The 23,175-nt window shown below is 61.8% G+C and carries 18 protein-coding genes; 8 read left to right on the top strand and 10 right to left on the bottom strand.

What is annotated here, in order from left to right; genetic code table 11:
• Nucleotides 1–64 precede the first annotated feature (64 nt).
• The 4 genes from LA343_RS07115 to LA343_RS07100 all read right to left on the bottom strand — a co-directional run bounded on the left by LA343_RS07115 (nt 65) and on the right by LA343_RS07100 (nt 4,270).
• A complete protein-coding gene (locus LA343_RS07115) occupies nt 65–778 on the bottom strand; it encodes an MOSC domain-containing protein (protein WP_081737307.1) in 714 nt (237 codons plus the stop codon).
• 176 nt (nt 779–954) lie between these two features.
• Nucleotides 955–1,164, bottom strand: a complete 210-nt coding sequence (locus tag LA343_RS07110; RefSeq protein WP_025402645.1) for a hypothetical protein — start codon at nt 1,162–1,164, stop codon at nt 955–957.
• Nucleotides 1,165–1,255: 91 nt separating this feature from the next.
• A complete protein-coding gene (locus tag LA343_RS07105) occupies nt 1,256–2,626 on the bottom strand; it encodes a dihydrolipoyl dehydrogenase family protein (RefSeq protein ID WP_025403885.1) in 1,371 nt (456 codons plus the stop codon).
• 198 nt (nt 2,627–2,824) lie between these two features.
• Entirely contained in the window at nt 2,825–4,270 is a 1,446-nt protein-coding gene (locus LA343_RS07100; RefSeq protein ID WP_224209144.1) for a lipase family protein, read from the bottom strand.
• A gap of 167 nt (nt 4,271–4,437) precedes the next feature.
• On the opposite strand from LA343_RS07100, the gene LA343_RS07095 reads away from it, so the two are divergent.
• Entirely contained in the window at nt 4,438–5,229 is a 792-nt protein-coding gene (locus LA343_RS07095; protein WP_039910909.1) for an SDR family NAD(P)-dependent oxidoreductase, read from the top strand.
• Here LA343_RS07095 and LA343_RS07090 read toward each other — a convergent pair.
• Together LA343_RS07090 and LA343_RS07085 are read right to left on the bottom strand one after the other, a co-directional pair.
• Entirely contained in the window at nt 5,226–7,061 is a 1,836-nt protein-coding gene (locus LA343_RS07090; protein WP_052337542.1) for an NAD(P)/FAD-dependent oxidoreductase, read from the bottom strand. The genes LA343_RS07095 and LA343_RS07090 overlap by 4 nt on opposite strands.
• Nucleotides 7,062–7,242: 181 nt before the next feature.
• Nucleotides 7,243–8,952, bottom strand: coding sequence for an FAD-binding dehydrogenase (locus LA343_RS07085; RefSeq protein ID WP_039911354.1), 1,710 nt, complete (start codon nt 8,950–8,952; stop codon nt 7,243–7,245).
• Between the two features lie 277 nt (nt 8,953–9,229).
• On the opposite strand from LA343_RS07085, the gene LA343_RS07080 reads away from it, so the two are divergent.
• Nucleotides 9,230–10,615, top strand: a complete 1,386-nt coding sequence (locus tag LA343_RS07080; RefSeq protein ID WP_025402643.1) for an MFS transporter — start codon at nt 9,230–9,232, stop codon at nt 10,613–10,615.
• 80 nt (nt 10,616–10,695) lie between these two features.
• Here LA343_RS07080 and LA343_RS07075 read toward each other — a convergent pair whose 3' ends face one another.
• The 3 genes from LA343_RS07075 to LA343_RS07065 all read right to left on the bottom strand — a co-directional run bounded on the left by LA343_RS07075 (nt 10,696) and on the right by LA343_RS07065 (nt 14,176).
• On the bottom strand, nt 10,696–11,388 hold the full coding sequence (locus LA343_RS07075) for a potassium channel family protein (protein ID WP_025402642.1): 693 nt from the start codon (nt 11,386–11,388) through the stop codon (nt 10,696–10,698).
• The gene (locus LA343_RS07070) at nt 11,381–12,742 is read right to left on the bottom strand and encodes a TrkH family potassium uptake protein (RefSeq protein ID WP_025402641.1); all 1,362 of its coding nucleotides are present in this window, start codon (nt 12,740–12,742) and stop codon (nt 11,381–11,383) included. The genes LA343_RS07075 and LA343_RS07070 overlap by 8 nt, the downstream gene beginning before the upstream one ends.
• A 132-nt stretch (nt 12,743–12,874) precedes the next feature.
• The gene (locus LA343_RS07065) at nt 12,875–14,176 is read right to left on the bottom strand and encodes a class I SAM-dependent methyltransferase (RefSeq protein ID WP_025402640.1); all 1,302 of its coding nucleotides are present in this window, start codon (nt 14,174–14,176) and stop codon (nt 12,875–12,877) included.
• A gap of 229 nt (nt 14,177–14,405) precedes the next feature.
• On the opposite strand from LA343_RS07065, the gene LA343_RS07060 reads away from it, so the two are divergent.
• Complete coding sequence (locus tag LA343_RS07060) at nt 14,406–15,836, top strand: NAD(P)/FAD-dependent oxidoreductase (RefSeq protein ID WP_025402639.1); 1,431 nt, start codon at nt 14,406–14,408, stop codon at nt 15,834–15,836.
• Nucleotides 15,837–15,942: 106 nt separating this feature from the next.
• Here the strand turns inward: LA343_RS07060 and LA343_RS07055 are convergent, their stop codons facing one another.
• Nucleotides 15,943–16,500 carry a PaaI family thioesterase gene (locus LA343_RS07055; protein ID WP_025402638.1) on the bottom strand — a complete coding sequence of 186 codons (558 nt, stop codon included), beginning with the start codon at nt 16,498–16,500 and terminating at the stop codon, nt 15,943–15,945.
• Nucleotides 16,501–16,684: 184 nt separating this feature from the next.
• On the opposite strand from LA343_RS07055, the gene gndA reads away from it, so the two are divergent.
• The 5 genes from gndA (at nt 16,685) to LA343_RS07030 (ending at nt 23,161) form a co-directional block, all read left to right on the top strand.
• Complete coding sequence (gene gndA / locus LA343_RS07050) at nt 16,685–18,181, top strand: NADP-dependent phosphogluconate dehydrogenase (protein ID WP_025402637.1); 1,497 nt, start codon at nt 16,685–16,687, stop codon at nt 18,179–18,181.
• Between the two features lie 369 nt (nt 18,182–18,550).
• On the top strand, nt 18,551–19,753 hold the full coding sequence (locus LA343_RS07045; RefSeq protein ID WP_052337645.1) for a DEAD/DEAH box helicase: 1,203 nt from the start codon (nt 18,551–18,553) through the stop codon (nt 19,751–19,753).
• A 9-nt stretch (nt 19,754–19,762) separates the two neighbouring features.
• Complete coding sequence (locus tag LA343_RS07040) at nt 19,763–21,130, top strand: hemolysin family protein (protein ID WP_025402635.1); 1,368 nt, start codon at nt 19,763–19,765, stop codon at nt 21,128–21,130.
• Complete coding sequence (locus LA343_RS07035) at nt 21,130–22,191, top strand: hemolysin family protein (RefSeq protein ID WP_025402634.1); 1,062 nt, start codon at nt 21,130–21,132, stop codon at nt 22,189–22,191. Before LA343_RS07040 ends, LA343_RS07035 begins: the two co-directional genes overlap by 1 nt.
• Nucleotides 22,184–23,161 (top strand): hypothetical protein, encoded by a 978-nt coding sequence (locus LA343_RS07030; RefSeq protein ID WP_039910907.1) that lies wholly within the window; start codon nt 22,184–22,186, stop codon nt 23,159–23,161. The genes LA343_RS07035 and LA343_RS07030 overlap by 8 nt, the downstream gene beginning before the upstream one ends.
• The last annotated feature ends 14 nt before the right edge of the window (nt 23,162–23,175 follow it).

Here is a 23,175-nt window from a genome sequence, read left to right as displayed (position 1 = left end):
TATATTCGTCACAGTGACAAAATATAGGGTAGATTTCCATCACGGGAACGCGCCCAGTTTTTACCTAGGAGAGCCGTTTTCTCAGCTGTTCGAGGTGATGCTCGGGCAAACACGCAGCCTCGAGTACGCGAAGCGCGAGATCATTGTCGCCCATCTTGGCGAGGAAGGCATCGCGCATCGTGACGCCGTGGTCCGGCGCAAGACCGAACTCCACGGCATCGCCGGGACGAATCCGCCCGGATGCGATGACACGAAGGTAACTTCCGGGGTTTGCTCGGTGAGTGAACGCCTTCATCCAACCGCGTTGCTCGAGCCATGCACCGAAGGTGCGGCAGGGCTGGCGCGGAACTGACACCTCAAGTTCCGCGGTGCCGACGCTGACGCGCTGACCGATGACGACCGTAGCCCAGTCGATGCCTGTGGTGGTGAGGTTGTCACCGAAAGCGCCGGAGGCAACGGGCCGGCCGAGTTCTGACTGCCAGAAGTCGAGCTCTTCGCGAGCGAAGGCATAGACGGCTTTGTCGGCGCCGCCGTGGTGCTTGGTGTCGCCAACAAAGTCGCCGTGGACCCCGGAACCGTCGCCGTAGTGCGGTCCAGGCGCGAAGACGTCGATGAAATCCTGCGGGCGCTTGTCGATCCCGGTGAGCCGGTCGGCGCCGCCCGGATCCGACTGCGGCAGCGCGACATTGACCGACAGAATGCGGGCGGATGGCAGATCGTGCTCAACGGCAGTCACTGAGCTGGCAGTTCGGTCGGAGGGCGTGGCGGTGGCGTTCATAATTTGGGATAGTACACGGAAGAACACTGGTCAGACCCATAATCTCATGTTCCCGTTTTACCGATAATATACATTATGACACTTTAAGAAGATGGGCCACTGCCCGAGCAGGAATCTTTCCTACCCCGGCTCGTGGCCACTCTCTCACTGATGGGACACAGTGACGCCAAGCGAACTTAGTTGTCAGAGCCCGAGGTGTTCGTCCCGCCATCGGTCTGATCGAGGAATTCCCACTCACCGTCGTAGTTGACCTCCAGGCCGTAGCCCAGAGAATCATCGGCGGCGTCGGACTGCTCCTTGAACCAGTCGTAGGCCTTCTCGTTGGACTCAAACTCGGCCTCCTGGACAACGTCCTTATCGGCGTTGATGATCCGGAACTTCGGCATAAGAAACACTCCTTGTGTGTTGGTGGGGTCTCCTAGGCTCATACGACACATTCGTTGAACCTATGAGACGTGGCTTACACCATTGTGCCACCTATCCCAGCAGAGCGTTGAAAACCTCGGAACTGCTGGGGTGCGTGTAGATCCCGCCACCCAGAGCTGATGCCGACACACCATTGTTCATAGCAACCGCCACCGTGTTGATCAGCTCCTGGGAATCCACGCAATACAGCGTGGCACCCATAATGCGATCATCCTCGCGATCAACGAGGAACTTTGCCATGCCCTGGGGCTGTCCCACGATCTTCGGCCGCGGCATCACGGGAATGTCTGCCACCTTCTTTACCTTCACATCCAAGGTGTGTCCTCGGGACTCAGCGTCCTTGCGGGCTTCATCCTCCCCCATGCCGATCTGTGCCAGTGGCGGCTCTAGGAAGGTCGTCGTGGGGAAAATGCGCCCGCTCGTGGTGCGGCTACCGTCGCCCCACCGGTCGGACAGAATCACCCGGTGGTCGTCGAAGGAAATGTAGGTGAACTGCGGCCCACCGTTGACATCACCGGCGGCATAGACTCCATCGACCGACGTGCGCAGGTGCTCGTCCACCACGATCGCCCCGCGATCGCTGACGTCAACGCCAGCCGCCTCGAGGTTGAGCCCCTCGATGGCGGGCTTGCGACCCGTTGCGAGCAGCACGTAATCGACAGACAGGCTCTGGTCACCGCCCGACTCCCCTACGGTGTAGGTGACCGTAGCGGCGTCGTCGCCCGAGGAAAGAGACGACACAGCAGCGCCGGAGATGATAGTGACGCCGAGGTCAGCCAGGTCGCGGCCCACCTCCTCGGCGATATCGCGATCGGCCACGCTGAGAAACTCCGTGGAGCGATCCAGCACGGTCACGTCGGTGCCGAACTGGGCAAACATGGTGGCAAACTCCAGGCCGATGGGGCCGCCACCCACGATGGCCAGCGACGATGGGCGCTCCGGCAGCGTCTGCACGGCCGTGGAATCCACCACGCGGGAGCCATCCGCACCCTCGATCGGCGGAACCACCGGCGTGGCACCAGTGTTGATCACGATAGTCTCTGCCGTGATCTCGAGGGTCTCCTCCCCTCCCGTGACCCGCACGGAATGAGCGCCGGTGAATGCGGCGTGCCCGTCGATGATAGCCACACCCTTGCCGTTCGCGAGGTCATAGTTGGCGCGATTCATCTTCGCGGTCAGCCCATTGCGGCGCTGCTGCGCGGACGAGAACGCGTCATCGGCATCGGCCTCGGGGGTCTCGGCGAAGTGGTGGGCATCCGTCAGCAGGGTCTTGGTGGGCACGCAGGCGATGTTGATGCACGTGCCGCCGTACATGGCTCGCGACTGTTCCACGAGAGCCACCTTGTTCCCGGCTGCGGCGCGGGTCATGGCGATGGTCTTGCCGGCCTTGCCGAAGCCGATGACGAGCACGTCAACGTCCATGGTGGTGGACTGTGCGGCTCCAGCGGCGTGGGCGGCAGGGTTGGTGTCGTTGTCCGTCGATGCTGTTTTTTCGCTCATACTTAAGTGCAGCGCGAAAACTGCAGCGTTTATTCCACCGATTTCGCTGATTCCACCGATTCCACCGATTTCGCCTTGTACACCTCCCCCTACACAAGCCTCTGCCGCGCCACGACCCTCCTACCCCGCCTGCCAGAACTTGCTCATAATGAACGGCATACCAAAAGCCCCGCCGGAGACCGCTTGGGCAAAGTGGTTGTACTCCCCGATCGGCGGCAGGATGTCATCGCGATAGGTCACATCCCCACCGTGATCCCGCCAGTGCTGTGCGAGGTCGCGGCCTTGCTTGTACTCCACGTTCTGGTCGTAGCGGCCGGAGACGATCATCACCGGTGCCGCTGGTTTCCCATTACCGATGTACTGGTCGGCCATGGCGGCCTGCGCTTCCGGCATGGTCTTCAGCAACTCGTCGAGGGACTCCCCGGACTTCGTCCACTGATTCGTGCGCTGATAGCCGAACTCGTCCGTGATCTCGCCTGTGCACATGCCGGACAGGCGCTGCAGCGTGTCCTGCCCCTTCGCGGAGAGGTGCTGGTCCAATAGCGGGCGCAGGTGCGGGTAGCGCTCCAGCAATCCGTTGATCGTAAACCCGATCGCGCCCACCAAATCCGAGCCGTCGATGTTGCGCTGCACCGCGTCGAGATCCGCCGGTGGCGCGGACGCGTACCCGGCCGCGACCGTGAGATCTGGCGCATAACCTGCCACTTCCTCGAGTGCTGCAGCCGAGGCCCCGCCGCCCTGCGAGTGCCCGTAGAACGCCACCTTGCCGAACCCTTGTTTTCCTCGCGGCGACTGCGCACCCTCTGCGGCATTCGGGCCCGTCACGAGCTCCCGTGCGGCGCGCGCGGCGTCGATCATGGCATGTGCTTGGTCGAGGCGGTTCATATAGGTGTGCACGCCCGGCGTTCCCATACCCACGTAATCCGTCACGACCACGCGCACACCTTGGTTGGCGTAGACCCAGTCGTACAAGCCCTCGAGGTTGACCAGACGCTTCGCGCTGATCGGGTCGGGCTGCCCATCGAGCGGCCAGTTCCGTGACGGCGCGCACTGATCGCCCTGCCCCACCGTGCCACGCCCGATGACGATAGTGGGCCTCTCCCCTGGCCCCAGCCACGGTGCGACCGGCTCCACCACGTAGCCCGTCACCGGTGTGAGCTGGCCTGCCTGGTTTGTTGTGGTGTACATGATCTTGGTGGCGGTGCTCGGCAGGTTGTAGTCCAGGGTTCCGAACACGCGCGTGTAGGGCGCCACCTGTGTGCGCAGCACTTCGCCTGGTCGCTGCGGGCTCACCGTCGACGTGTCGTAGAACGGATCCTGCTGCCTCGCGGCCACGGGCGGGGTGTGGTTGCTGGAGCCCATGCTGCTGGATCCCATGCTGCTCTGCGCGGCTGCGACGGGCACGAGTCCCAGCATCGCTGCCGTCGTTGCGCCCACCACGGCCGCTGCCATTGTTCTCGACGCCACCCCGCGCCTCCCCGACTGTCGAGACGTGTGATGGGGAGTGTCAAACCGCCCACCTTTCGGGGCGCGGAGCGATTCGTCATCCTTCTTGAAGTATGTCATGGGTCACATTGTTATCCCCTATCGTTGTTTTGCGTATGAAAACACCAAATCTTTTGACCAGCTCTTTGGTGGTTGCTGGATGGGGCTCGGCAAACCCTGCACCTCCGCCCTAGAGTTGCGTGCGGTCGCGTCTGCACGCTCGAGAAATCGCCTGTACAACTATAAGTATGACTTCTGTGGACTACGCGTCAGAAACCGTGATGATTACCGGAGCCAGCTCCGGGTTGGGCGTGGAATTTGCCCACCAGCTAGCCGCCAAGGGCGCCGACCTTGTGCTCGTCGCACGCCGACAGGACCGTCTCGAAAAGGTCGCCAAGGACGTACGCGACCGCCACGGCGTGACCGTCACGGTCATCGCCAAGGACCTCTCCAAGCCCGGCATCGCGGGTGAAATCGCGTGGGAGCTGTCTCAGCGGCAGGTCACGGTGACCTCGCTGATCAACAACGCCGGCTTCGCCAATTACAAGCCTTTTACCGAGATCCCCACGGATCGTCTGCGTAGCGAAATCGCCGTCAACATCGGCGCCCTTGTGGAGCTCACTCACACCTTCCTGCCGAAGTTCGAGGAGCGCGGCAGCGGGTTCATCATCAACATCTCGTCCATCGCCGGTTTCCAGCCCTCCCCAGGAATGGTCGTTTATGGCGCGTCCAAGGCCTTCGTCCTCTCCTTCACCGAGGGGTTGTGGTCCGAGCGTAAGGATAAGGGCGTGCGCTTCTTGGCGATCTGCCCCGGCCCCACGGAAACGGAGTTCTTCACCGTGGCCGGCAGCGACAAGGCGGACGGCGGTCTCAAGCGGATGGAATCCGCCGAGGTCGTTTCCATCGGTCTCGATACGCTGGACCGCAAGACTCCGCCACCGTCCGTGGTGACCGGTCTGCAGAACAAGGTGCTCACCAGCGTGTCTCAGCGGATGCCGCGCCGCCTGGTGGCGTCGGTGCTCGGAAAAATGATGGGCTAGCTGGCGTGGTACACCGGTGCTAGCTTGTAGACCGGTGTATCCATACCCTCGTACCTGGCCTTGAGCTGCAACGACAGATACCTGGAGTAGTGCCTGGATTGGTGCAGGTTTCCGCCATGGAACCATAGGTGTGGCACTTGAGTTGGTTTCCACATGTTGCGTAGCTCGCCTTCCCACGGTCCGGGATCCTTGGCGGTCTCGGAGCCGAGACCCCAGCACTTTCCGACCTTGTCTGCCGTATCCTGATCGACGATTTGCGCCACCCACCCGTTCATGGATCCGAACCCCGTTGCCAGCACCACAACATCCGCGGGAAGCTCAGTGCCGTCCGTGAGAACGACGGAATCTTCCGTGAGATGATCGATGCTGACCCGTGAATGCACTGGGATCTTCCCCTCGGCAACGAGTTGTGACGCGCCGACGTCGATGTAATAACCAGATCCACGCCGGAGATACTTCATGAACAGGCCGGAATCGTCATCACCGAAGTCAATGAGGAAGCCCGCATCCTCCAGTTGTTGATAAAAGTCGCTATCGTCCTCGCGGATCTTGTCGAAGATCTGGCGCTGCGGATTCGGCAATTCCTTGTAGGGCCACGAGGCAAACAGGAGGTCAGCATCGTCAGTGGACAGACCCGCCTCCACAGCATCTTCGGAGTACAGGGGTCCAAAGACTTCTCGCATAAGCGAGTCAGACTTCACGATGTGAGTTGACGATCGTTGGACCATCACCGGATGCGCTCCGTTGTTGTACAGATCTGCGCAAATGTCGTGAGCAGAGTTGTTTGCGCCTAGAACAATGACGTTCTTTCCTGCGTCGCCCTCGCCACCTGGATGCTCAGATGAGTGCCGAATCTCTCCCGCAAACTTCTCTTCACCCGGGATGTGTGGCTTGTTGGGTACACCAGACATTCCCGTCGCAAAGACCAGATGGTGTGGATGCAGAGTGACTTCCTCCCCCTCGCGATTCACACTAACGGTCCACGTTTCCGATGCGTCGTCATACGTCGCCTGCTCGCACTCGGTGTTAGTCCAGTAATCCAGATCCATGATTCCCACGTAGTGTTCCAGCCAATCCCCCATCTTGTCCTTGGGGGTGAAAACCGGCCAATCATCGGGGAACGGCAGATACGGCAGGTGGTCGTACCACACTGGATCATGCAGACACAACGAGTGATAGCGGCCTCGCCACTGATCTCCTGGTCGGTTGGACTTCTCGACGATGAGAGTAGGTACACCCAATCGCTTCAGCCGTGCGCCGAGTGCAATGCCTCCTTGGCCTCCGCCAATGATGACTACGTATGGCTGATCGGAGTAGCCCAGGTTCTCCTGACGCTCACGCCTCCTGTCAGCCCAGTTCTTCTTGCTTTGTTCTGGCCCATGCTGGGCACCCATGATGCGCTTGCGGCCCTTCTTTTCTGGGTACTCGATGAGTTCTCGGGCAGAGGTGAGGACTGTCCACGTCTGGCCGTTCTTGAGGCGGGCAATTCCGTGGCAGTGGAAATCCTGGCTATCGCAGGTGAAATGCACCCGAACGACTCCTTCACCCTCATCGTCGCTGCTCGTGAGGTTGAAGTTGGAAAGACGAGACGCGGGCCAGGTCGCGGATATCATGTCGCGAACTGCAGGCAATCCCTCTGCGGTGGTGAGGTTCCAGGAAAAAGCGGTGAGATCCCTCCAATAGCAGTCATCCAGAAATAGGCTGCCCAGTGCTTCCGCAGCGTCGTCACCGCTGGCGACATCGAAAGCTGCAGAGAATTTCTCTAGCCAGTTGTGAGCAATCTCGTGGGCAGTGGTGCTAGTTGTGCTCGTCGAGTGGGCATCGTTGGACACGGGTGTTCCTCCTTGTTCAAGATAGTCACGCGCGAGCACCCAGGGAATTTCCGGTCGCTCACGCGTGTGGGCGTCGCACGAAGAAAACTATCCCCGAACCAACCAAACCGGCGAGCACGAGAATCATTCATCAAGCGTGTGGAGCAGAGTGTAGGTGATCATTTTGTGTACAAAGGTTGTTTTAGTGATTTCCGAACTCTGCGGCGAGCGCCTCGCCCACACGTTTGCCGGAGTGGATGCAGCCGCCAAGGAACGTGCCCTCGAGCGCGTTCTTGCCGTGCATGCCACCGCCACCGAAGCCTGCGACCTCGCCCGCGGCGTAGAGGCCTACCAGCGGTTTTCCGGCTGACGTCTGGCAGCGCCCGGAGAGGTCGGTCTCGATGCCACCGAGGGTTTTGCGGGTGAGGATACGCAGCCGAACGGCGATGAGCGGGCCGTGGGAGGGGTCCAGGATCTTGTGCGGTGGGGCGCAGCGCACGATCTTGTCTCCCAGGTAATTGCGGGCCGTGCGAATGTAGTTCACCTGCGCATCCTTGCTGAATTTATTATCAATCTGGGAGTCGCGGTCGTCGATGATCGCCCGGAGGGCGGCGACGTCAATGACGTGAGGCTCAGCCTGTTCCGCTGCCAGGCGGTTCATCCCCTCGACGAGCGTGCCCAAGTCGTCGGCGATCACCCAGTCCTCGCCGTGATCCATAAACGCCTTGACCGCCGGATGGGTTCCCGGCCCGATCTTCGTCAACAAATCCTTGACTTTGCGGCTGGTCAGGTCCGGGTTTTGCTCGGAACCGGAGAAGATGAATTCCTTGTCCACGATGGTCTTGTTGAGCACGAACCAGCTGTAGCCGTGCCCGGTGGCACCGATGTGTTTCAGCGTGGCGATGGTGTCGCCGCCGGGGATGAGGTGCGTGGGAAGGCGGCGCCCGTCGGCGTCGAGCCACAGCGACGACGGCCCCGGGATAATTCGGATGCCGTGGCCTGGCCAGATGGGATCCCAGTTCTTCATGCCCTCGGTGTAATGCCACATCCGGTCGGTGTTCACCAGGTTCGCACCGGCCGCGTTGCTAATCCCGATCATGCGGCCATCCACGTGCGCGGGCACGCCGGTGACCATGTCCGCCGGCGGCTCACCCCACGATTCGACGGGCCAGGATTTCCGCACGAGGTCCAGGTTGCCGCCAATGCCGCCGGACGTCACCACGACCGCGTCGGCGCGCAGCTCGAACTGGTCCACCACGGTGCGAGTGCTGGCCACGCCGCGTTCGGCGTCGGTGGGTTCGAGGATGCTGCCGCGCACGCCGACCACGCGCTGCTCGCCGCCTTGCTCGCCACTCTGCTCCTCAACGATGAGCTCATCGACCCGGTGGCGGAAGCGGTAATCCACCAGCCCCTCCTTCTCAGCGCGCGCCACCTGCTCGGCGAACACGCGCACGACCTCCGGGCCGGTCCCCCACGTCAGGTGAAACCGCGGCACGGAGTTGCCGTGGCCACTCGCATCCCCGCTGCCGCGCTCTGCCCATCCCACGGTCGGCAACACTCGAAGACCAAGTTGGCGCAGGTAGTCGCGCTTTTCGTGTGCGGCGAAGCGGACGTATTCCCGCCCCCACCGCCTGGGCCAGTAATCGTGTGGGGCGTCGTCGTAGTCCGCAGAGTTCTTCCAATCGCGCCAGGCGAGTTCTTCGGAATCCTCCACTCCCATGAGCTTCTGCTCCGGACTGTCGACATAGAACAACCCGCCCAGCGACCAGAACGCCTGACCGCCGAGATTGTTGCGATTTTCCTGATCGAGGATGGTTACGCGCACCCCGCCCCGCGTCGCCTCGTACGCCGCGACCAACCCCGCGAGCCCCGCGCCGACAATTATGACGTGTCCCGCGCCACCATTTTCCACGATCCGTCCCACCGCTTTCTATAAAATCATTTCCTTTTGCAACCCATGCTAAATGGCCGGGTGTAGTTGGGTAGGGGTTTTGCTGTTCTTTTCTCGACGCCACCAGCCAGTTGTTTTGTCTATTTCCCACTAGGTGAGATACATTTCTCATTATTGGAAACGACGCACGGGAGGACACTTCCGCGCGCAACGATTCAAGACAACATTCCATGGCTGCTTTGGATGCCACGGATTGCCGTCCACCCCTGATGTTTCTACGAGAGATGGAGGAAGACCGATGACTTCGGCCACCCCCACCAGCACCTCCCCCGGAGGCCAGCCTGTCGCTGGAGGAAAGCGACTAGTCGACAAGAAGACTCGGCGACGAATCATCATCGCCTCCACCGTGGGTACCACGATTGAGTTCTACGACTTCTACGCCTACGCCACCGCCGCGGTCGCGGTGTTCCCGTTCCTGTTCTTCCCCAAGAACGAAAACCCAACGGTGAGCCTGTTGGCCTCCTTCGCCACCTTCGGTCTGGCCTTCGTGGCCCGCCCCTTGGGGTCCGTGGTGTTCGGCCACTTCGGCGACCGCGCCGGGCGCAAGGTGACGTTGGTTGCCTCCCTGCTGACCATGGGTATCGCCACGTTCATCATTGGCTTGCTGCCCACCTACGCCTCCATCGGCATTGCCGCCCCGGCACTGCTGGCGCTGATGCGCTTCTGTCAGGGCTTGGGACTGGGTGGCGAGTGGTCCGGCGCTGCCCTACTGGCCACGGAAAATGCGGAGCCGGGCGCCCGCGCCCGGGCCGCCATGTGGCCTCAGTTGGGCGCGCCGTTCGGCTTCATCCTGGCCAACGGATTGTTCCTGATCCTCGTGCTGTTCATGGGTCACGAGAACGGCCAGCGCGATGGAGCCTTCATGGAATGGGGTTGGCGTATTCCCTTCCTTCTGTCCGCAGTCATGGTGATCGTGGGCCTCTACGTACGCTTCAAGCTGGAGGAGACCCCCGTGTTCAAGGCCGCGGTGGAAAGCGGCAAGAAGGCCGATTCTCCCCTCGGCGAGGTTTTCAAGACCGCGTGGCGCCCGATGATCCTGGGCACCGCGGTGATGCTGTCCACCTACACGCTGTTCTACCTGGTCACCACGTGGGTACTTTCCTACGGCATTGCCAACCCGGCCAAGTCCGCCGGCCTGGGTATCCCCTACGTGACCTTCCTGAAGATGCAGCTAGTCACCATCTTATTCTTCGCCGCGGCAGTGCCGCTGGCGGGGCGCTGGGCAGACCAGATTGGCCGCAAGCGCTTCCTGGGGATCGTCTCGGTGCTCATGCTCGTCTTCGCTGCAACCTTCGCGGTGTTCCTCACGCAGGGTAGCGCAACCATCGCTACCGTGACGGTGTGGCTGGCGATTGGCATGTTCCTCATGGGACTCATCTTCGGTCCCATGTCCGCCGTACTGCCGGAGATGTTCCCCACCAACGTGCGCTACACGGGCTCCGGCATCGCCTACAACGTCAGCTCCATCCTGGGTGCTGCGGTAGCGCCGTTCATTGCAACCGCACTGGTCAACGCCTACGGTGTGGGCAGCGTGGGCCTCTACCTGGCGGTTGTCACGGGCATCACGCTCATCGCGATTTTCCGCATGACGGAGACCAAGGACATCGACCTCCACCACGTCTAGCCGCGGGGAGAGACACCCCGCGCAAGCGACGGTATCTAGACGGTTATCTGGCCGCTAGGTCCGACCGCTAGATCCGGCCATTAGATCTCCGAGAACTTCTCCAAGTTCTCGGGGTTACCGGCCACGATAATGAGATCCTCGGTACTCAGTGGGTGGTGCGGCAGGAATGGTGCCCAGCCGCCGTCCTTGGTGTGCACCGAGACAATAGCGACGTGGTGTTGATTCCACAGCCGCTCGGCGTCGATTTCCCGCGAGCACAGGCTTGATGGTGGTGCCATCTTGATCATGCCGTAGCTCTTGTCGAACACGGCGAAATCCTGGAACTTGCCGCCCAACAGGTGAGCGACACGACGGCCCGTGTCGCGCTCAGGGTGAACCACGTGGTGCACACCGAGCTGGGTGAGGATGCGTGCGTGCGCCGTGGAATCGGCTTTCGCCCAGATATCCGGGATGCCCATTTCCACGAGGTGTGACGCGGTGAGGATCGATGCCTCCAGGTCGGAACCGATCGCCAGAACCACACGATCGACGTCGTGGACGCCAAGTTGCTTGAGAGCCTCGATATCGGTGGTATCGGCCATGGCAGCCTCGGTGAGCACCGCAGAGTGCTCTGCAATGACCTTCTCGTGCTCATCGATGCCCTGCACCTCAACACCGTTGTCGATGAGCTCCTGGGCCAGCGCGGAACCGAACCGGCCAAGACCGATGACCGTTACCGGCGGGATGTTGATGCGGTGCTTCGTCCGGAACAGGTTGTTGAACGAATTAACCAATGAACGGCCTTTCTACTGGGTATTCGAAACGTCTCTTGATGTTGCGCATAGCTAGCGAAGAAACGAGTGTGATGGGTCCGATACGGCCCAAGTACATCATCGCACAGAGAACAAGCTGGGAACCGGTGCTCAGTTGTGCTGTAATGCCGGTACTCAGGCCCACGGTGGCGAAGGCCGAGACCACCTCGAAGGTGACTTGGTCTCCATTGAATTGTGGGTCCATCCACCGCAGAGCACCGATGGCGATAACGACAAACGTCACACCTGCAGCGGCCACAGTCATGGCCTGACGGATCACGCCACTGCTAATCCTGCGCTTGGCAACGATGGCGCTCTTCTCGCCCTTGAACTCGGCCGCCATGCCAGCCGCGAGCACCACGATGGTGGTGATCTTGATACCACCGGCGGTACCGGCAGAACCACCACCGATGATCATGAGGATGTCCGTACCCATGAGCGTGATGGGGTGCATTTGGCCGTAGTCCAGGGAGTTGAAGCCTGCGGTACGTGGTGTGACGCCCTGGAAGAAGGACGCGAGGAGTTTTTCCCCGAACCCCATTCCGGACAGCACGCCGGACCACTCAAGAGCCAGCACCATGAACCAACCGGCGAGGACGAGGATCGTCGTGCCGAACAGCGTCATCTGGCACGTCACCGAAAGGTGGCTGGGCACCTGGATTCCCCTGAGCTTGCGCAAGGTGCGCGAGACGAGCTCTGACAGCACGGGAAAGCCGAGGCCGCCGATCATGAACGACAGCGCGATGGGAATGATGATCCAGGCATCGCCCACGTAGGGCACCAAACTATCCGACCGCAGTCCGAAACCAGCGTTGTTAAACGCGGACACGGAGTGGAAGATGCCCTCCCAGATGGCGTGTTTGAAGCTCATGTCGTAGTTGATCATCATTCGTCCCGTGATGATCACGGCAACGAAGGCCTCGGTCGTGAACGTCAGTGCCAATGTCCACCCGAGAATGCGGCGCACCCCGCCGGCGGATTGGCTACGCCCCTCCGCAGCGGCATTCATGCGGGACTTCAACCCCACTCGGCCCGTCAAAAGCCAACCGGCGACGGACGTCATACTCATGATGCCCAAACCACCGAGCTGAATAAGGATGACCACGACAGCCTGGCCGAGAAGATTCCAGTGTGATCCCGTATCCACGGTGATCAGACCGGTCAGGCTCACTGCGGACGTCGCAGTGAACAGGGCGTCCTTGAACGACGTCGATGTACCGCTGGCAGTCATGACTGGCAGCGTGAGCAGTAGCGCTCCTGAGAAAATGAGTACTAAGAAACCAGCGGCGACGACTCTGGCCGGACCGAGCTTCTTGAGACTCCCTTCGTTACCCACCCGGATAATGCTAGAACCGCAGGTGTCAAATGTCTATTAAAATCCTTGCCGTTGCCATTGTGTGGTGCTAATCACCCATCTATTCAGCCTGTTTGTTCAGCTTCTCCGTTGGGTTCTTAGCGCCAGGGATTGTCACCGTCGAGGCCGCAGCACAAACTGAACACAATCAATGTCCCCACCGGCAACCAATGCATCATGCAGAGCCAGCTGATAATCCCACAGCCTGCGGAAAACCTGGTCAAAGCCCGCTGCCGCCGCCTGCCGCTCGCGTGCCATGAAGTTGGCTCGCCACAGGGGAATAGTGGCGGCCAGGTGCGCCCCCATGTAGTTTTCGGCGGCTACCCGCAGCCCCGTGTGCCCCGCGACCGTGGTCCGCACCGCTTCCACCGTCGGATACTCGAGGGCTGGCCACACGTACGACCGCATCACGTCCAAGGATTCTCGCGCAGTCTCCCGCATTGATTCGGTGGCCACCACCGTTTGAATGACCGCCACTCCATCTGCTGCGAGCATCCGGTCAACGGCTCTCAGGTACTGTCGCAGACCTGCAGTACCCAGCGTTTCCATCCGCTCCACAGAAAATACCGCGTGGTAACGGCCGGACCACTGCCGTGGCGAGGGAATCGGCTGGTCAATGACCTCGATCTGGATGGCCCCGCCCACCCCAGCTGCCCGCACACGGGCTTCCACAGCGAGGGCGTGATCCTCGTCCGAGCACAGAATATCCACGCTGGCCCCGCGCAGGGCTGCCTGGATCGCCAGCTGGCCGCCGGTGCTTGGGAGCTCCAGCACTCGGTCACCGCGGCCTACGCTGGCCTCGGTGAGCATTCCCTCAATCCGCCTCATCTGGCAATCGTCGAGGTCCAGCCGGTCTGCTCCATCGGGTTCCCCGAACCATGTGAAGTCCACGGTGGCGGGAACTGTCTTCCGGGATCCCTGCGCCACCGGAACTTCGATCATCTCGGTAGCCGTTGTTCTCGACGATGAACTGAATTGCGCCGCTCCGGTTGCGCGCGTGGCTCCGGCGTAGAGCTCCACCAGTCCTTCGGGGAGTTCACCGGTTCCGGGCACTGTACCTTTCGCCCGCTGCTTCGCTGCCCGACGGGCGAAGACCCGCCCGAGTTTTCCCTCCAGTGGCTGGTCCAAGAGCGCGCTGAGGACGTCGGGCAAAGGATCAGCCGTCCACTCGCCCAGCATGTACCCTTCGGCCAACCCCAGCCATCCCCGAGCGACCATCCGGTCGATCACTTGGCCGTCGTACATGTGGAAGTAGGGCACCGTGCGGGAGTCCAGGCCAATGCCGTGAGCGACGAGGCTCTGCTCGAGCCGCTGCGACACGTCCTGCGCACGCCGACCCATCAACGGCGCTTGCGGCTGGTCTACGAGGTAGGGCCAACGGCGCGCGTCAACGTACGACCGGTTGTACTCCGGCATAAACCGATACCTCCTCCGTTGGCGCTGCTCCCCCGAAGTTACTAGGAAAACAACATTTTCCCACGGAGGCACAACCACTTTCTGCTCATTCTTTGGCCACAAGTGGCTATTTGGGTGTCTTTTTCCCTCAGCTTTCCCTAAGCACAACTTTTCAATGTGAGGCATTCCGCACAAAGGGCTAGGATGGGGCGAACGAAGTGTTTGTACATTTTTTAGGAGAGCCAACCATATGAGCAGCACACCCCACCGCCCGGCTGGCGGACGCCACCACGTCGTCATCATCGGCGCGGGCTTTGGCGGACTTTTTGCAGCTAAGCGTTTCAAGGACGAAAACGTCTCCGTGACGATCGTCGATCGCACCAACCACCACCTCTTCCAACCGCTGCTGTACCAAGTAGCGACCGGTATTCTCTCCGAGGGCGAAATCGCCCCCGCCATCCGCCAGATCCTGGCGGACCAGGACAACGTGCGCGTCGTCAAGGGCGAAGTGCGCAACGTCGATCTGAAGGCCCAGACCGTCACCGCCGACCTGGGCGGCAAGGATGCCGTCCTGGAATTCGATTCCCTCATCATGGCAGCGGGCGCTGGCCAGTCCTACTTCGGCAACGAGCAGTTCGCCGAGTTCGCGCCGGGCATGAAGTCCGTGGATGATGCTCTGGAGATCCGCGCTCGCCTCACTGGCGCCTTCGAGCGTGCGGAAATCACCGAGGATCCCGCTGAGCGTGAGCGCCTGCTGACCTTCGTGGTCGTCGGCGCCGGCCCCACCGGTGTGGAGCTGGCCGGCCAGCTCGCCGAGATGTCCCACCGCACCCTGCGCGACGAGTTCCGCGAGATCGACACCGAAAACACCCGAATCCTCCTCGTCGACGGCGGTTCCCAGGTTCTCGCCCCGTTCGGCAAGCGCCTCGGCCGCAAGGCTGCCCGCCGCTTGGAAGACCTCGGCGTCGAGATCGTGCTCAACTCCCTCGTCACCGACGTCAACAAGCAGGGCGTTCGCTTCAAGAACATGAAAACCGGCGAGGAGACCTTCGTTCCCTCCTACGCCAAGATCTGGTCCGCTGGTGTGGCCGCATCCCCGCTGGGCAAGCACGTTGCCGAGCAGGCTGGCGTGGAAGTCGACCGCGCTGGTCGCGTTCCGGTCAACGATGACCTGACTCTGGGCGAGTACCGCAACGTCTTCATCATCGGCGACATGATGAGCAAGGATCGCCTCCCGGGTGTGGCTCAGGTTGCCATGCAGGGTGGCCAGTACGCCGCCAAGACCATCATCGATGAGGCCACCAACGGCACCTCCCCCGAGGCACGCGCGCCGTTCAGCTACTTCGACAAGGGCTCCATGGCCATCGTCTCCCGCTTCAGCGCTGTGGTGAAGATGAACAAGGCCGAGGTATCCGGCTTTGTTGGCTGGGTCATGTGGCTGATCCTGCACCTGCTGTACATGGTTGGCTTCCGAAACCGCGCGGTCGCAGCCTTCAGCTGGGGCCTGAACTCCGTTTCTCGCCGACGTTGGCAGCTCGTGGCTACCCGCCAGCAGCTCCACGCCCGCAACGCACTGCGTAAGCTGCGCGAGATGGAGGATAAGGAAGGCATCCGCTCCATCGAGGTTCGCGATAACCTGCGCTTCGGCGAGGGCCGCGATACCCGCGCCATCTCCGACTAGGGGCTGTAGCGCGGCTGGACTGCCTACTAGCTGCTGCACACCGCGCCCGACGGACTCACAAACCCTGAGTCCGGCGGGCGCGGCTTTTTGGTTCTACTTGTTGGTTCTACTTGTCCGAGAATGACTTATCTACGACCACGGTCGTCTTGAGGAAAGTCAAGGCGCACAACTTGCCCGAACCCTCGTTGCGGTGCTCAATCCGCCACAGGTGCGAAGTTCTTCCCAGGTTCTCCGGGGTCGCCGTCGAAACAATGACATCCCCGGCCGAGCTCGGACGCAGGAAGTGCGTCTCATTCGAGGTGCCCATGACGATCGGCCCCGAACCCGCGGCCAAGAAGCTGGCCATGGACCCCGCCGTCTCCCCGAGCGATGAGTACACGCCACCATTGGTGATGCCCCACGGTTGCAGGTGATCTTCTCGAATGGTCAGCGCGATCTGGATGCGCTGTGGCTCCACCACTCGGTAGCGCACGCCGAGCAACCTATCCAGGGATGGGTGCCGCGCGGTGAACTCGTTGACCTCCGCCACTTCATCGTCGGTCAGCGGACGTTGTGCGCCAGCGACCGACAACTCTTGGAACCGCTGAAGCGCGCGCAGCGCTTGTTCCGCTGCCTGCTCGGGCGACTGAGTTGATTCTGGCGCCTGTCCGTCGGATGTGCTCACTCTACGATCTCCTCTTTCCTTCATCCTCGAGCTTCGGTTGTCGACCCTTGTCCCTTGGCCGACTGCTATCGACGGCCACTAGCAACGATCAACAACAACTGAATCTAGTTATTACTGTGTGTGACTCTGTGTGAGTATGGTCTGCCAACCATAACCCAGCGTTTGGCCTGTAGAATATGAAACCATGACTATTGCTTCGGACAATTCCTCGGATTCTGCACAGGATGCTTCCGCCACCACCGGTTCTGCACAGATTGGCGTGGTCGGTCTCGCCGTGATGGGATCCAACATCGCACGTAACTTCGCCAGCAAGGGTCACACTGTGGCCGTCTACAACCGCACCACGTCCAAGACGGACGCTTTCATGGAGGAGTTCGGCTCCACCGGCAGCTTCGTCCCGTCTGCAACGATCGAAGAGTTCGTCGCCTCCTTGGAGCGCCCTCGCCGCGCTCTCATCATGGTCCAGGCAGGTAAGGCCACGGACGCCGTCATCGGCCAACTTGCCGATGCCATGGAAGAGGGAGACATCATCATCGATGGCGGCAACTCCCTCTACACCGACACGATCCGGCGTGAAGCTGAGATGTCCAAGCGTGGACTGAATTTCGTCGGCGCCGGCATCTCCGGCGGCGAGGAGGGCGCCCTCAACGGCCCGTCCATCATGCCCGGCGGCCCGGAGAAGTCCTGGGAGGCTCTCGGCCCGCTGCTCGAGTCCATTTCCGCCCACGTGGATGGCACCCCATGTGTCACCCACATTGGACCCGATGGGGCCGGCCACTTCGTGAAGATGGTTCACAACGGCATCGAGTACGCGGACATGCAGGTCATCGGCGAGGCCTACCAGCTTCTCCGTTACGGCGCTGGCATGGAGCCCGCGGAGATCGCTGAGGTGTTCAAGCAGTGGAACCAGGGTGACTTGGATTCTTACCTCATTGAGATCACTTCCGAGGTTCTCGCTCAGGTCGACGCCACAACGGGCAAGCCACTGATCGATGTCATCGTGGACTCTGCAGGCCAAAAGGGTACCGGCCGTTGGACGGTGAAGGCCGCCCTCGACCTGGGTATTCCTGTGACCGGCATTGGCGAGGCCGTGTTTGCCCGCGCTCTGTCGGGTGCTCGCGCTCAGCGTGATGCGACCATCGGCAACCTGCCCTCCGGCGAACTCACCACCCTCGAGGAGCTGGGCGTCGATCGCGATGCGTTTATCGACGACGTTCGCCGCGCGCTGTACGCCTCCAAGTTGGTCGCGTACGCGCAGGGCTTTGACGAGATCAAGGCCGGGTCGGATGAGCACAACTGGAACGTGGATCCCCGCGATCTGGCAACGATCTGGCGCGGCGGTTGCATCATCCGCGCGAAGTTCCTCAACCGCATTCGCGATGCCTACGACTCCAACCCGGATCTCGCCACGTTGCTGCTGGCTCCGTACTTCAACGACGAGCTGAAGGGCCTGGTGGACTCGTGGCGTCGCGTGGTCATCGCTGCTACCCAGCTTGGTCTGCCGGTTCCGGTGTTCGCGTCCTCGCTGTCGTACTACGATTCCCTGCGTGCCGAGCGACTACCGGCCGCTCTCATCCAGGGGCAGCGTGACTTCTTCGGTGCGCACACCTACAAGCGCGTCGATGCCGAGGGCACGTTCCACACTCTGTGGTCTGGTGACCGTAGCGAGGTCGAGGCGTAAGTGCCGTCTCGGTCTCATTCCGCATCTGATTCACCCTCAGACTCCTCGTCCGGCTCCAGATCGGGGTCCTCTCGGGGATCTGGGGGTTCATCCCGTCCTCGGCGTCGCGTGGTACGTCGAGGCAGCCGCGCTGTGCAGCGCAACAACCCCCCGGGTCGCTCGAAGCGCAGCTCTCAGGGCAGCTACCAGGGCGGCTCTCAGGGAAGCGCGAAAAATGGCGCTAAGGCAGGCTCAAAGCGCAGTTCAAAGAAGAGCTCAACAAGCCGGCCAAAGAACGCTGCCAAGGGCAGCTCAAGGAACCAGCCCCGCTCCCAGCGGAGCAAGCAGGCTCGGCAGCCCCAGAAGCCCCAGCGACTCCAGCCAACGCAGCTGAACCAGCGCAGCCAACCGGCCCAGCAGCCATCCCAGCTTGCGGATACCGGCACAACGTTTGCGGACTTGGGGTTGTCCGACCCCATCGTCCGCGCCCTGCGGGCCGAGGGACTCACTCACCCCTTCCCCATCCAGGCTGCGGCGATCCCGCAAGCTCTGGAAGGTCGCGATGTGCTCGGCCGCGGCCCTACGGGGTCGGGCAAGACGTTCACGTTTGGCCTGCCCATCATCCAGAAGCTGGCTCAGGGTGCATCCAAGCCGCGCCGTCCACGGGGCGTCGTTTTGGTCCCTACGCGCGAGCTGGCCGCCCAGGTCCGCGAACGGCTCGAACCGCTCGCGAACGCCATGGGCCAGCGCGTGCTCGAGGTCATTGGTGGCGTGAAGATCCAGCGCAACATCACGGCACTCGCCCGCCCTGTTGACATCCTCATTGCCACACCGGGCCGGGCGCAAGACCTGCTCAACAATAAGGAGCTGAGCTTTGACGACGTCACCATCGTCGCCCTCGACGAGGCCGATCAGATGGCGGACATGGGTTTCCTTCCGCAGGTCACCAAGCTGCTCAACGCGATGCCCCCACGCGCCCAGCACCTGTTGTTCTCCGCAACGTTGGATGGAGATGTCCAGGTGCTCGTGGATAAGTTCATGCACGATCCGGTCACCCACTCAACCGGTGAAGCTGAAGCAACGGTCGATTCCATGACCCACTTCCTTGCCGTGGCGCAGGACCGGGAGGATCGTTCCCGGACGGTTATTGATCTTGGTTCTTTGGGCGTGAAAACGGTAATGTTCATGCGAACCAAGCACGCGGTTGACCGGCAGGTAAAAAAGCTCACTCGCGCGGGGATCACGGCAGTGGGGCTGCACGGGAACAAGGGCCAGGGAAGCAGAACGTCCACTATGGAGAATTTCGCTTCTGGCAAGGCCAGTGTTCTCGTCGCCACCGACATTGCCGCCCGAGGAATCGACATTAAGGGAGTCGAACTCGTGGTGCACATTGATCCTCCCGCCGAGCACAAGGCCTACGTCCACCGTGCCGGTCGCACGGCCCGGGCGGGAGCCTCGGGTACGGTCGTCACACTCACATTCACAGAATCAGAAAGCGACACTCTGACGATGATGCGCAAAGCCGGGGTGGAACCCACAGTCGTTCCGGCCCACGACATTGCAGCAGTTGTTGCGCGGGACATTCGCGCGTAAGGGGCAACTGTGGAAATTCTCTTATCGATAGTCGGGCTCATCCTGTTCGTCCTGCTCACCGCGGCAACAGGCATGTTCGTGGCGGTCGAGTTCGCACTCACGGGCGTGGAGCGCTCCACCGTGGAACAGCACGTCCGGGAGAAAAATGACAGCACTGCCAAGCTCATCCGCAAGGCGCACGGTGATCTCTCGTTTGTGCTCTCCGGCGCTCAGCTGGGCATCACGATTACTACCCTTGCCACGGGTTACCTCGCAGAGCCCATCCTGGCGAAGTTCTTCACCCCGCTTTTCCGGCTCATCGGTGTGCCGGATTCTGCCTCCGTTGCCATCGCACTCGTCCTCTCGCTGATCGTGGCGACGATTCTGTCGATGGTCTTTGGCGAGCTGGTGCCCAAGAACCTCTCCATCACCAACCCAATGGGTATGGCGCGGGCGACCGTTCGCCCGGTGTGGATTTTCAACACCATCTTCAAGTGGTTCATCAACCTCTTGAATAAGTGCGCCAATGCGGTCGTTCGCAAGCTCGGCATCGAGCCCGCCGATGAACTGGCCTCGGCACGATCCGCTGAAGAGCTATCGGCACTTGTCCGAAACTCCACCGGCTCCGGCGGTTTTACTCAGGCAAAGGCCCGCATTCTTGATCTTTCCCTGCGCTTTAGCGACGCTACCGCCGAGGACATCATGACCCCGCGCTCCACCGTGGAATCCCTCAACCAGGATGACACCGCGCTGGATCTCATCAAGCTCGCCTATGACACGGGATACTCCCGCTTCCCCGTCACCCGCGGCGACCTGGACGACACCATGGGTGTGGTTCACGTCAAGGATGCTCTCACCATCCCTGCTGATGAGCGCGCCACCACCACGGTGGCGTCCATGGCAAAGCCCGTCCCCTCAGTCCCCGATTCCCTCTCCGGCGACGACGTCCTCAACCAGGTACGCAGGGCCGGTTCTCAGCTGGTCCTCGTCGTCGACGAATACGGCGGCACCGCCGGTCTCGTCACCATCGAAGACGTGGTGGAGGAAATCCTCGGCGAAGTCTGGGACGAACACGACAACAAGGAAGAGGACGAAGAAGTCCGCCGAAATGGCTCCACCTGGGAGATCTCCGGCCTTGTTCGCACGGACGAGCTGCACGATGCCGTGGGGTACACCGCCCCCGAAGGTGACTACGAAACCCTCGGTGGCCTCATCATGGCCACGCTGGGCCGCATCCCGAAGGAGGGCGACACCGTGCTACTCCCCCTCGGCGACAACGAAGGCATGGACAGCTTTGAAACAGGCATCCCCAACCGCTGGGAAGCCACGGTCACGACGATGGACAATCGCCGCATTGACCGCGTCACCCTCCAACCGATCAAGGAGGGGGACAAGTAATGGGAACCTCTGATATCTTCGCAGTTCTCTTTGCGATCTTCCTGCTATTCCTCAATGGCTTCTTCGTGGCCGTGGAGTTCGCGCTCATTTCCAGCCGCAAGGACCGCCTGGATTCGATGATCGCCTCGGGTAACCGCCGGGCAGGCAAGGTGTTATTCGCCACCGAGCACCTGTCCATCATGCTTGCGGGCGCTCAGTTCGGCATCACCGTGGCCTCGCTGCTTCTGGGTAAAGTCGGCGAGCCCGCCATCGCGCACATCATCGAGGCCCCCTTCAACGCCCTAGGGCTCCCGGAAGAGTTGCTCCACCCGGTCGGCTTCGCCATCAGCTTGCTCATCGTCACGATGCTGCACATCATCATCGGCGAGATGGTGCCGAAAAACATCGCGTTGGCGGGCCCGGAAACCGTCGCCACGTCCCTGGTGCCTGCGCACCTGCTGTTCGTCAAGATCACTCACCCGATCATGGTGATGCTCAACTGGATCGCCCGGCAGACGCTGAAGCTCATGGGTGTGGAGCAAAAGGACGAGCTGGACTCCACCGTGTCCGCCTCCGAGTTGGCCAGCATGATCCAGGAATCCCGCTCCGAGGGCCTCATCGCTCCCGCTGAGGCGGCCCGCCTTGATAAGGCGCTGACTAGTTCGAAGCGCACACTCCAGGAGGTTCTCATCCCCGTCGACCGCGTGCGCACCATCGTCCGCACCGGGGAATGCGTATCCGTCAAGGACGTCGAGGAAGCCGTGACGGAAACGGGTTTCTCCCGCTTCCCCGTCACCGATCCGGACGGAAAGTGGGTCGGCTACGTCCACGTCAAGGACGTGCTCGATAACCTCGCGCCCATCGCGGATCCGTCCACCACCATGCTGGATTCCCTTGATGTTCGCCCCCTCATTGAGGTCGAGGCTGGTGTGAACTTCGACGTCGCCATGCGCCGCATGCGCCTATCCTCCAACCACGTCGCAGCAGTGGTGGACGACTCGAACACGATCATCGGCATGGTCACCCTTGAGGACATCATTGAGGAATTGGTGGGAACCGTGCGAGATTGGACGCATGACTAACTCCCCCATCCGTCGCGTGCTCACAGCCGGCGAGTGGACCGCCCGCCAACAGGCACACCGTGCTCGCGTGGAAGAGCTCACCGCCGCACATCTGCGCCGCCGCAGCCACGGCGAGCGCCACCCCGTGTGGGATTTCATGTTCAACTACTACCCCACCACCCCGGCCAAGCTGGGGCGCTGGCACCCCGGTGCTGGGGTCGGGCTGGAGGTTCCATCGGACTCCGCGAGCGAACAGGGCGCTGGTGCGCCCTCCCGGTCGTTGCCCTCGTTTAAGGACCAGTATGGCTGGTGGGAATGGGAGCGTTGTGGCGTCGACTATGAAGGGCATGCCGAGGAAGGCACGGCCTGGGCACTCGATGTGACGGCTCACCTGGACCAGCGCGGGAAGACAATCGACTACATTGAGCGCCTGCTGCGGGCCACGGCCGGGCGCGCACCTCAGCTCGGGTGCTTCGGGTTGCACGAGTGGGCGATGGTGTACCGCGACACTCCCCGGCATCCGGAACCGCTGCGGCTCGGTCGGGAGGAAACGGACGCTGTGGTGGAAGCTAGCCAGCTCAAGTGCACGCATATCGACGCGTTCCGCTTCTTTACCCGCGAGGCCGCACCGCGCAACGCGCACGCACCCACGCGGGAGACGCAGATCCAGATGGAGCAGCCCGGATGCCTGCACGCAACGATGGATCTGTACAAGTGGGCCACCAAGCTCGGGCCACTCGTGCCGGGCGAACTGTGGCTAGAGACGTTCGAGTTGGCGTGCGACGTACGTCGGCTCGACATGGAAGCCAGCCCGTATGACTTGCGCGAGTGGGGGTTCGACCCAGTGCGGATCGAGACTCCTGCAGGGCGGGCGGAATACGTGCGGCGCCAGCAGGGACTCATGGAGCGGGGCCAGCGGATGCGGGTTGAGTTGTTGGACGTCATTGCCGAGGCGCGGGAGATTGCTGGGGCCACGGCGGCTGCACGCTGAGCTGGCCTAACAGC

It is taken from the genome of Corynebacterium falsenii, from assembly GCF_020099275.1.
In the GTDB taxonomy this organism is placed as follows: Bacteria; Actinomycetota; Actinomycetes; order Mycobacteriales; family Mycobacteriaceae; genus Corynebacterium; species Corynebacterium falsenii.
Note: the sequence above shows the minus strand (reverse complement) of the source record. Positions and strands in the feature narration are given on the sequence as shown.

Excerpts from the sequence above, each read along its gene's own strand:
- LA343_RS07030 (WP_039910907.1), top strand. The coding sequence starts at position 22,184 with ATGACTAACTCCCCCATCCGTCGCGTGCTCACAGCCGGCGAGTGGACC.
- gndA (WP_025402637.1), top strand. The coding sequence starts at position 16,685 with ATGACTATTGCTTCGGACAATTCCTCGGATTCTGCACAGGATGCTTCC.
- LA343_RS07115 (WP_081737307.1), bottom strand. The coding sequence starts at position 778 with ATGAACGCCACCGCCACGCCCTCCGACCGAACTGCCAGCTCAGTGACT.
- LA343_RS07035 (WP_025402634.1), top strand. The coding sequence starts at position 21,130 with ATGGGAACCTCTGATATCTTCGCAGTTCTCTTTGCGATCTTCCTGCTA.
- LA343_RS07100 (WP_224209144.1), bottom strand. The coding sequence starts at position 4,270 with ATGACATACTTCAAGAAGGATGACGAATCGCTCCGCGCCCCGAAAGGT.
- LA343_RS07095 (WP_039910909.1), top strand. The coding sequence starts at position 4,438 with ATGACTTCTGTGGACTACGCGTCAGAAACCGTGATGATTACCGGAGCC.
- LA343_RS07080 (WP_025402643.1), top strand. The coding sequence starts at position 9,230 with ATGACTTCGGCCACCCCCACCAGCACCTCCCCCGGAGGCCAGCCTGTC.
- LA343_RS07065 (WP_025402640.1), bottom strand. The coding sequence starts at position 14,176 with ATGCCGGAGTACAACCGGTCGTACGTTGACGCGCGCCGTTGGCCCTAC.
- LA343_RS07060 (WP_025402639.1), top strand. The coding sequence starts at position 14,406 with ATGAGCAGCACACCCCACCGCCCGGCTGGCGGACGCCACCACGTCGTC.
- LA343_RS07105 (WP_025403885.1), bottom strand. The coding sequence starts at position 2,626 with ATGGACGTTGACGTGCTCGTCATCGGCTTCGGCAAGGCCGGCAAGACC.
- LA343_RS07110 (WP_025402645.1), bottom strand. The coding sequence starts at position 1,164 with ATGCCGAAGTTCCGGATCATCAACGCCGATAAGGACGTTGTCCAGGAG.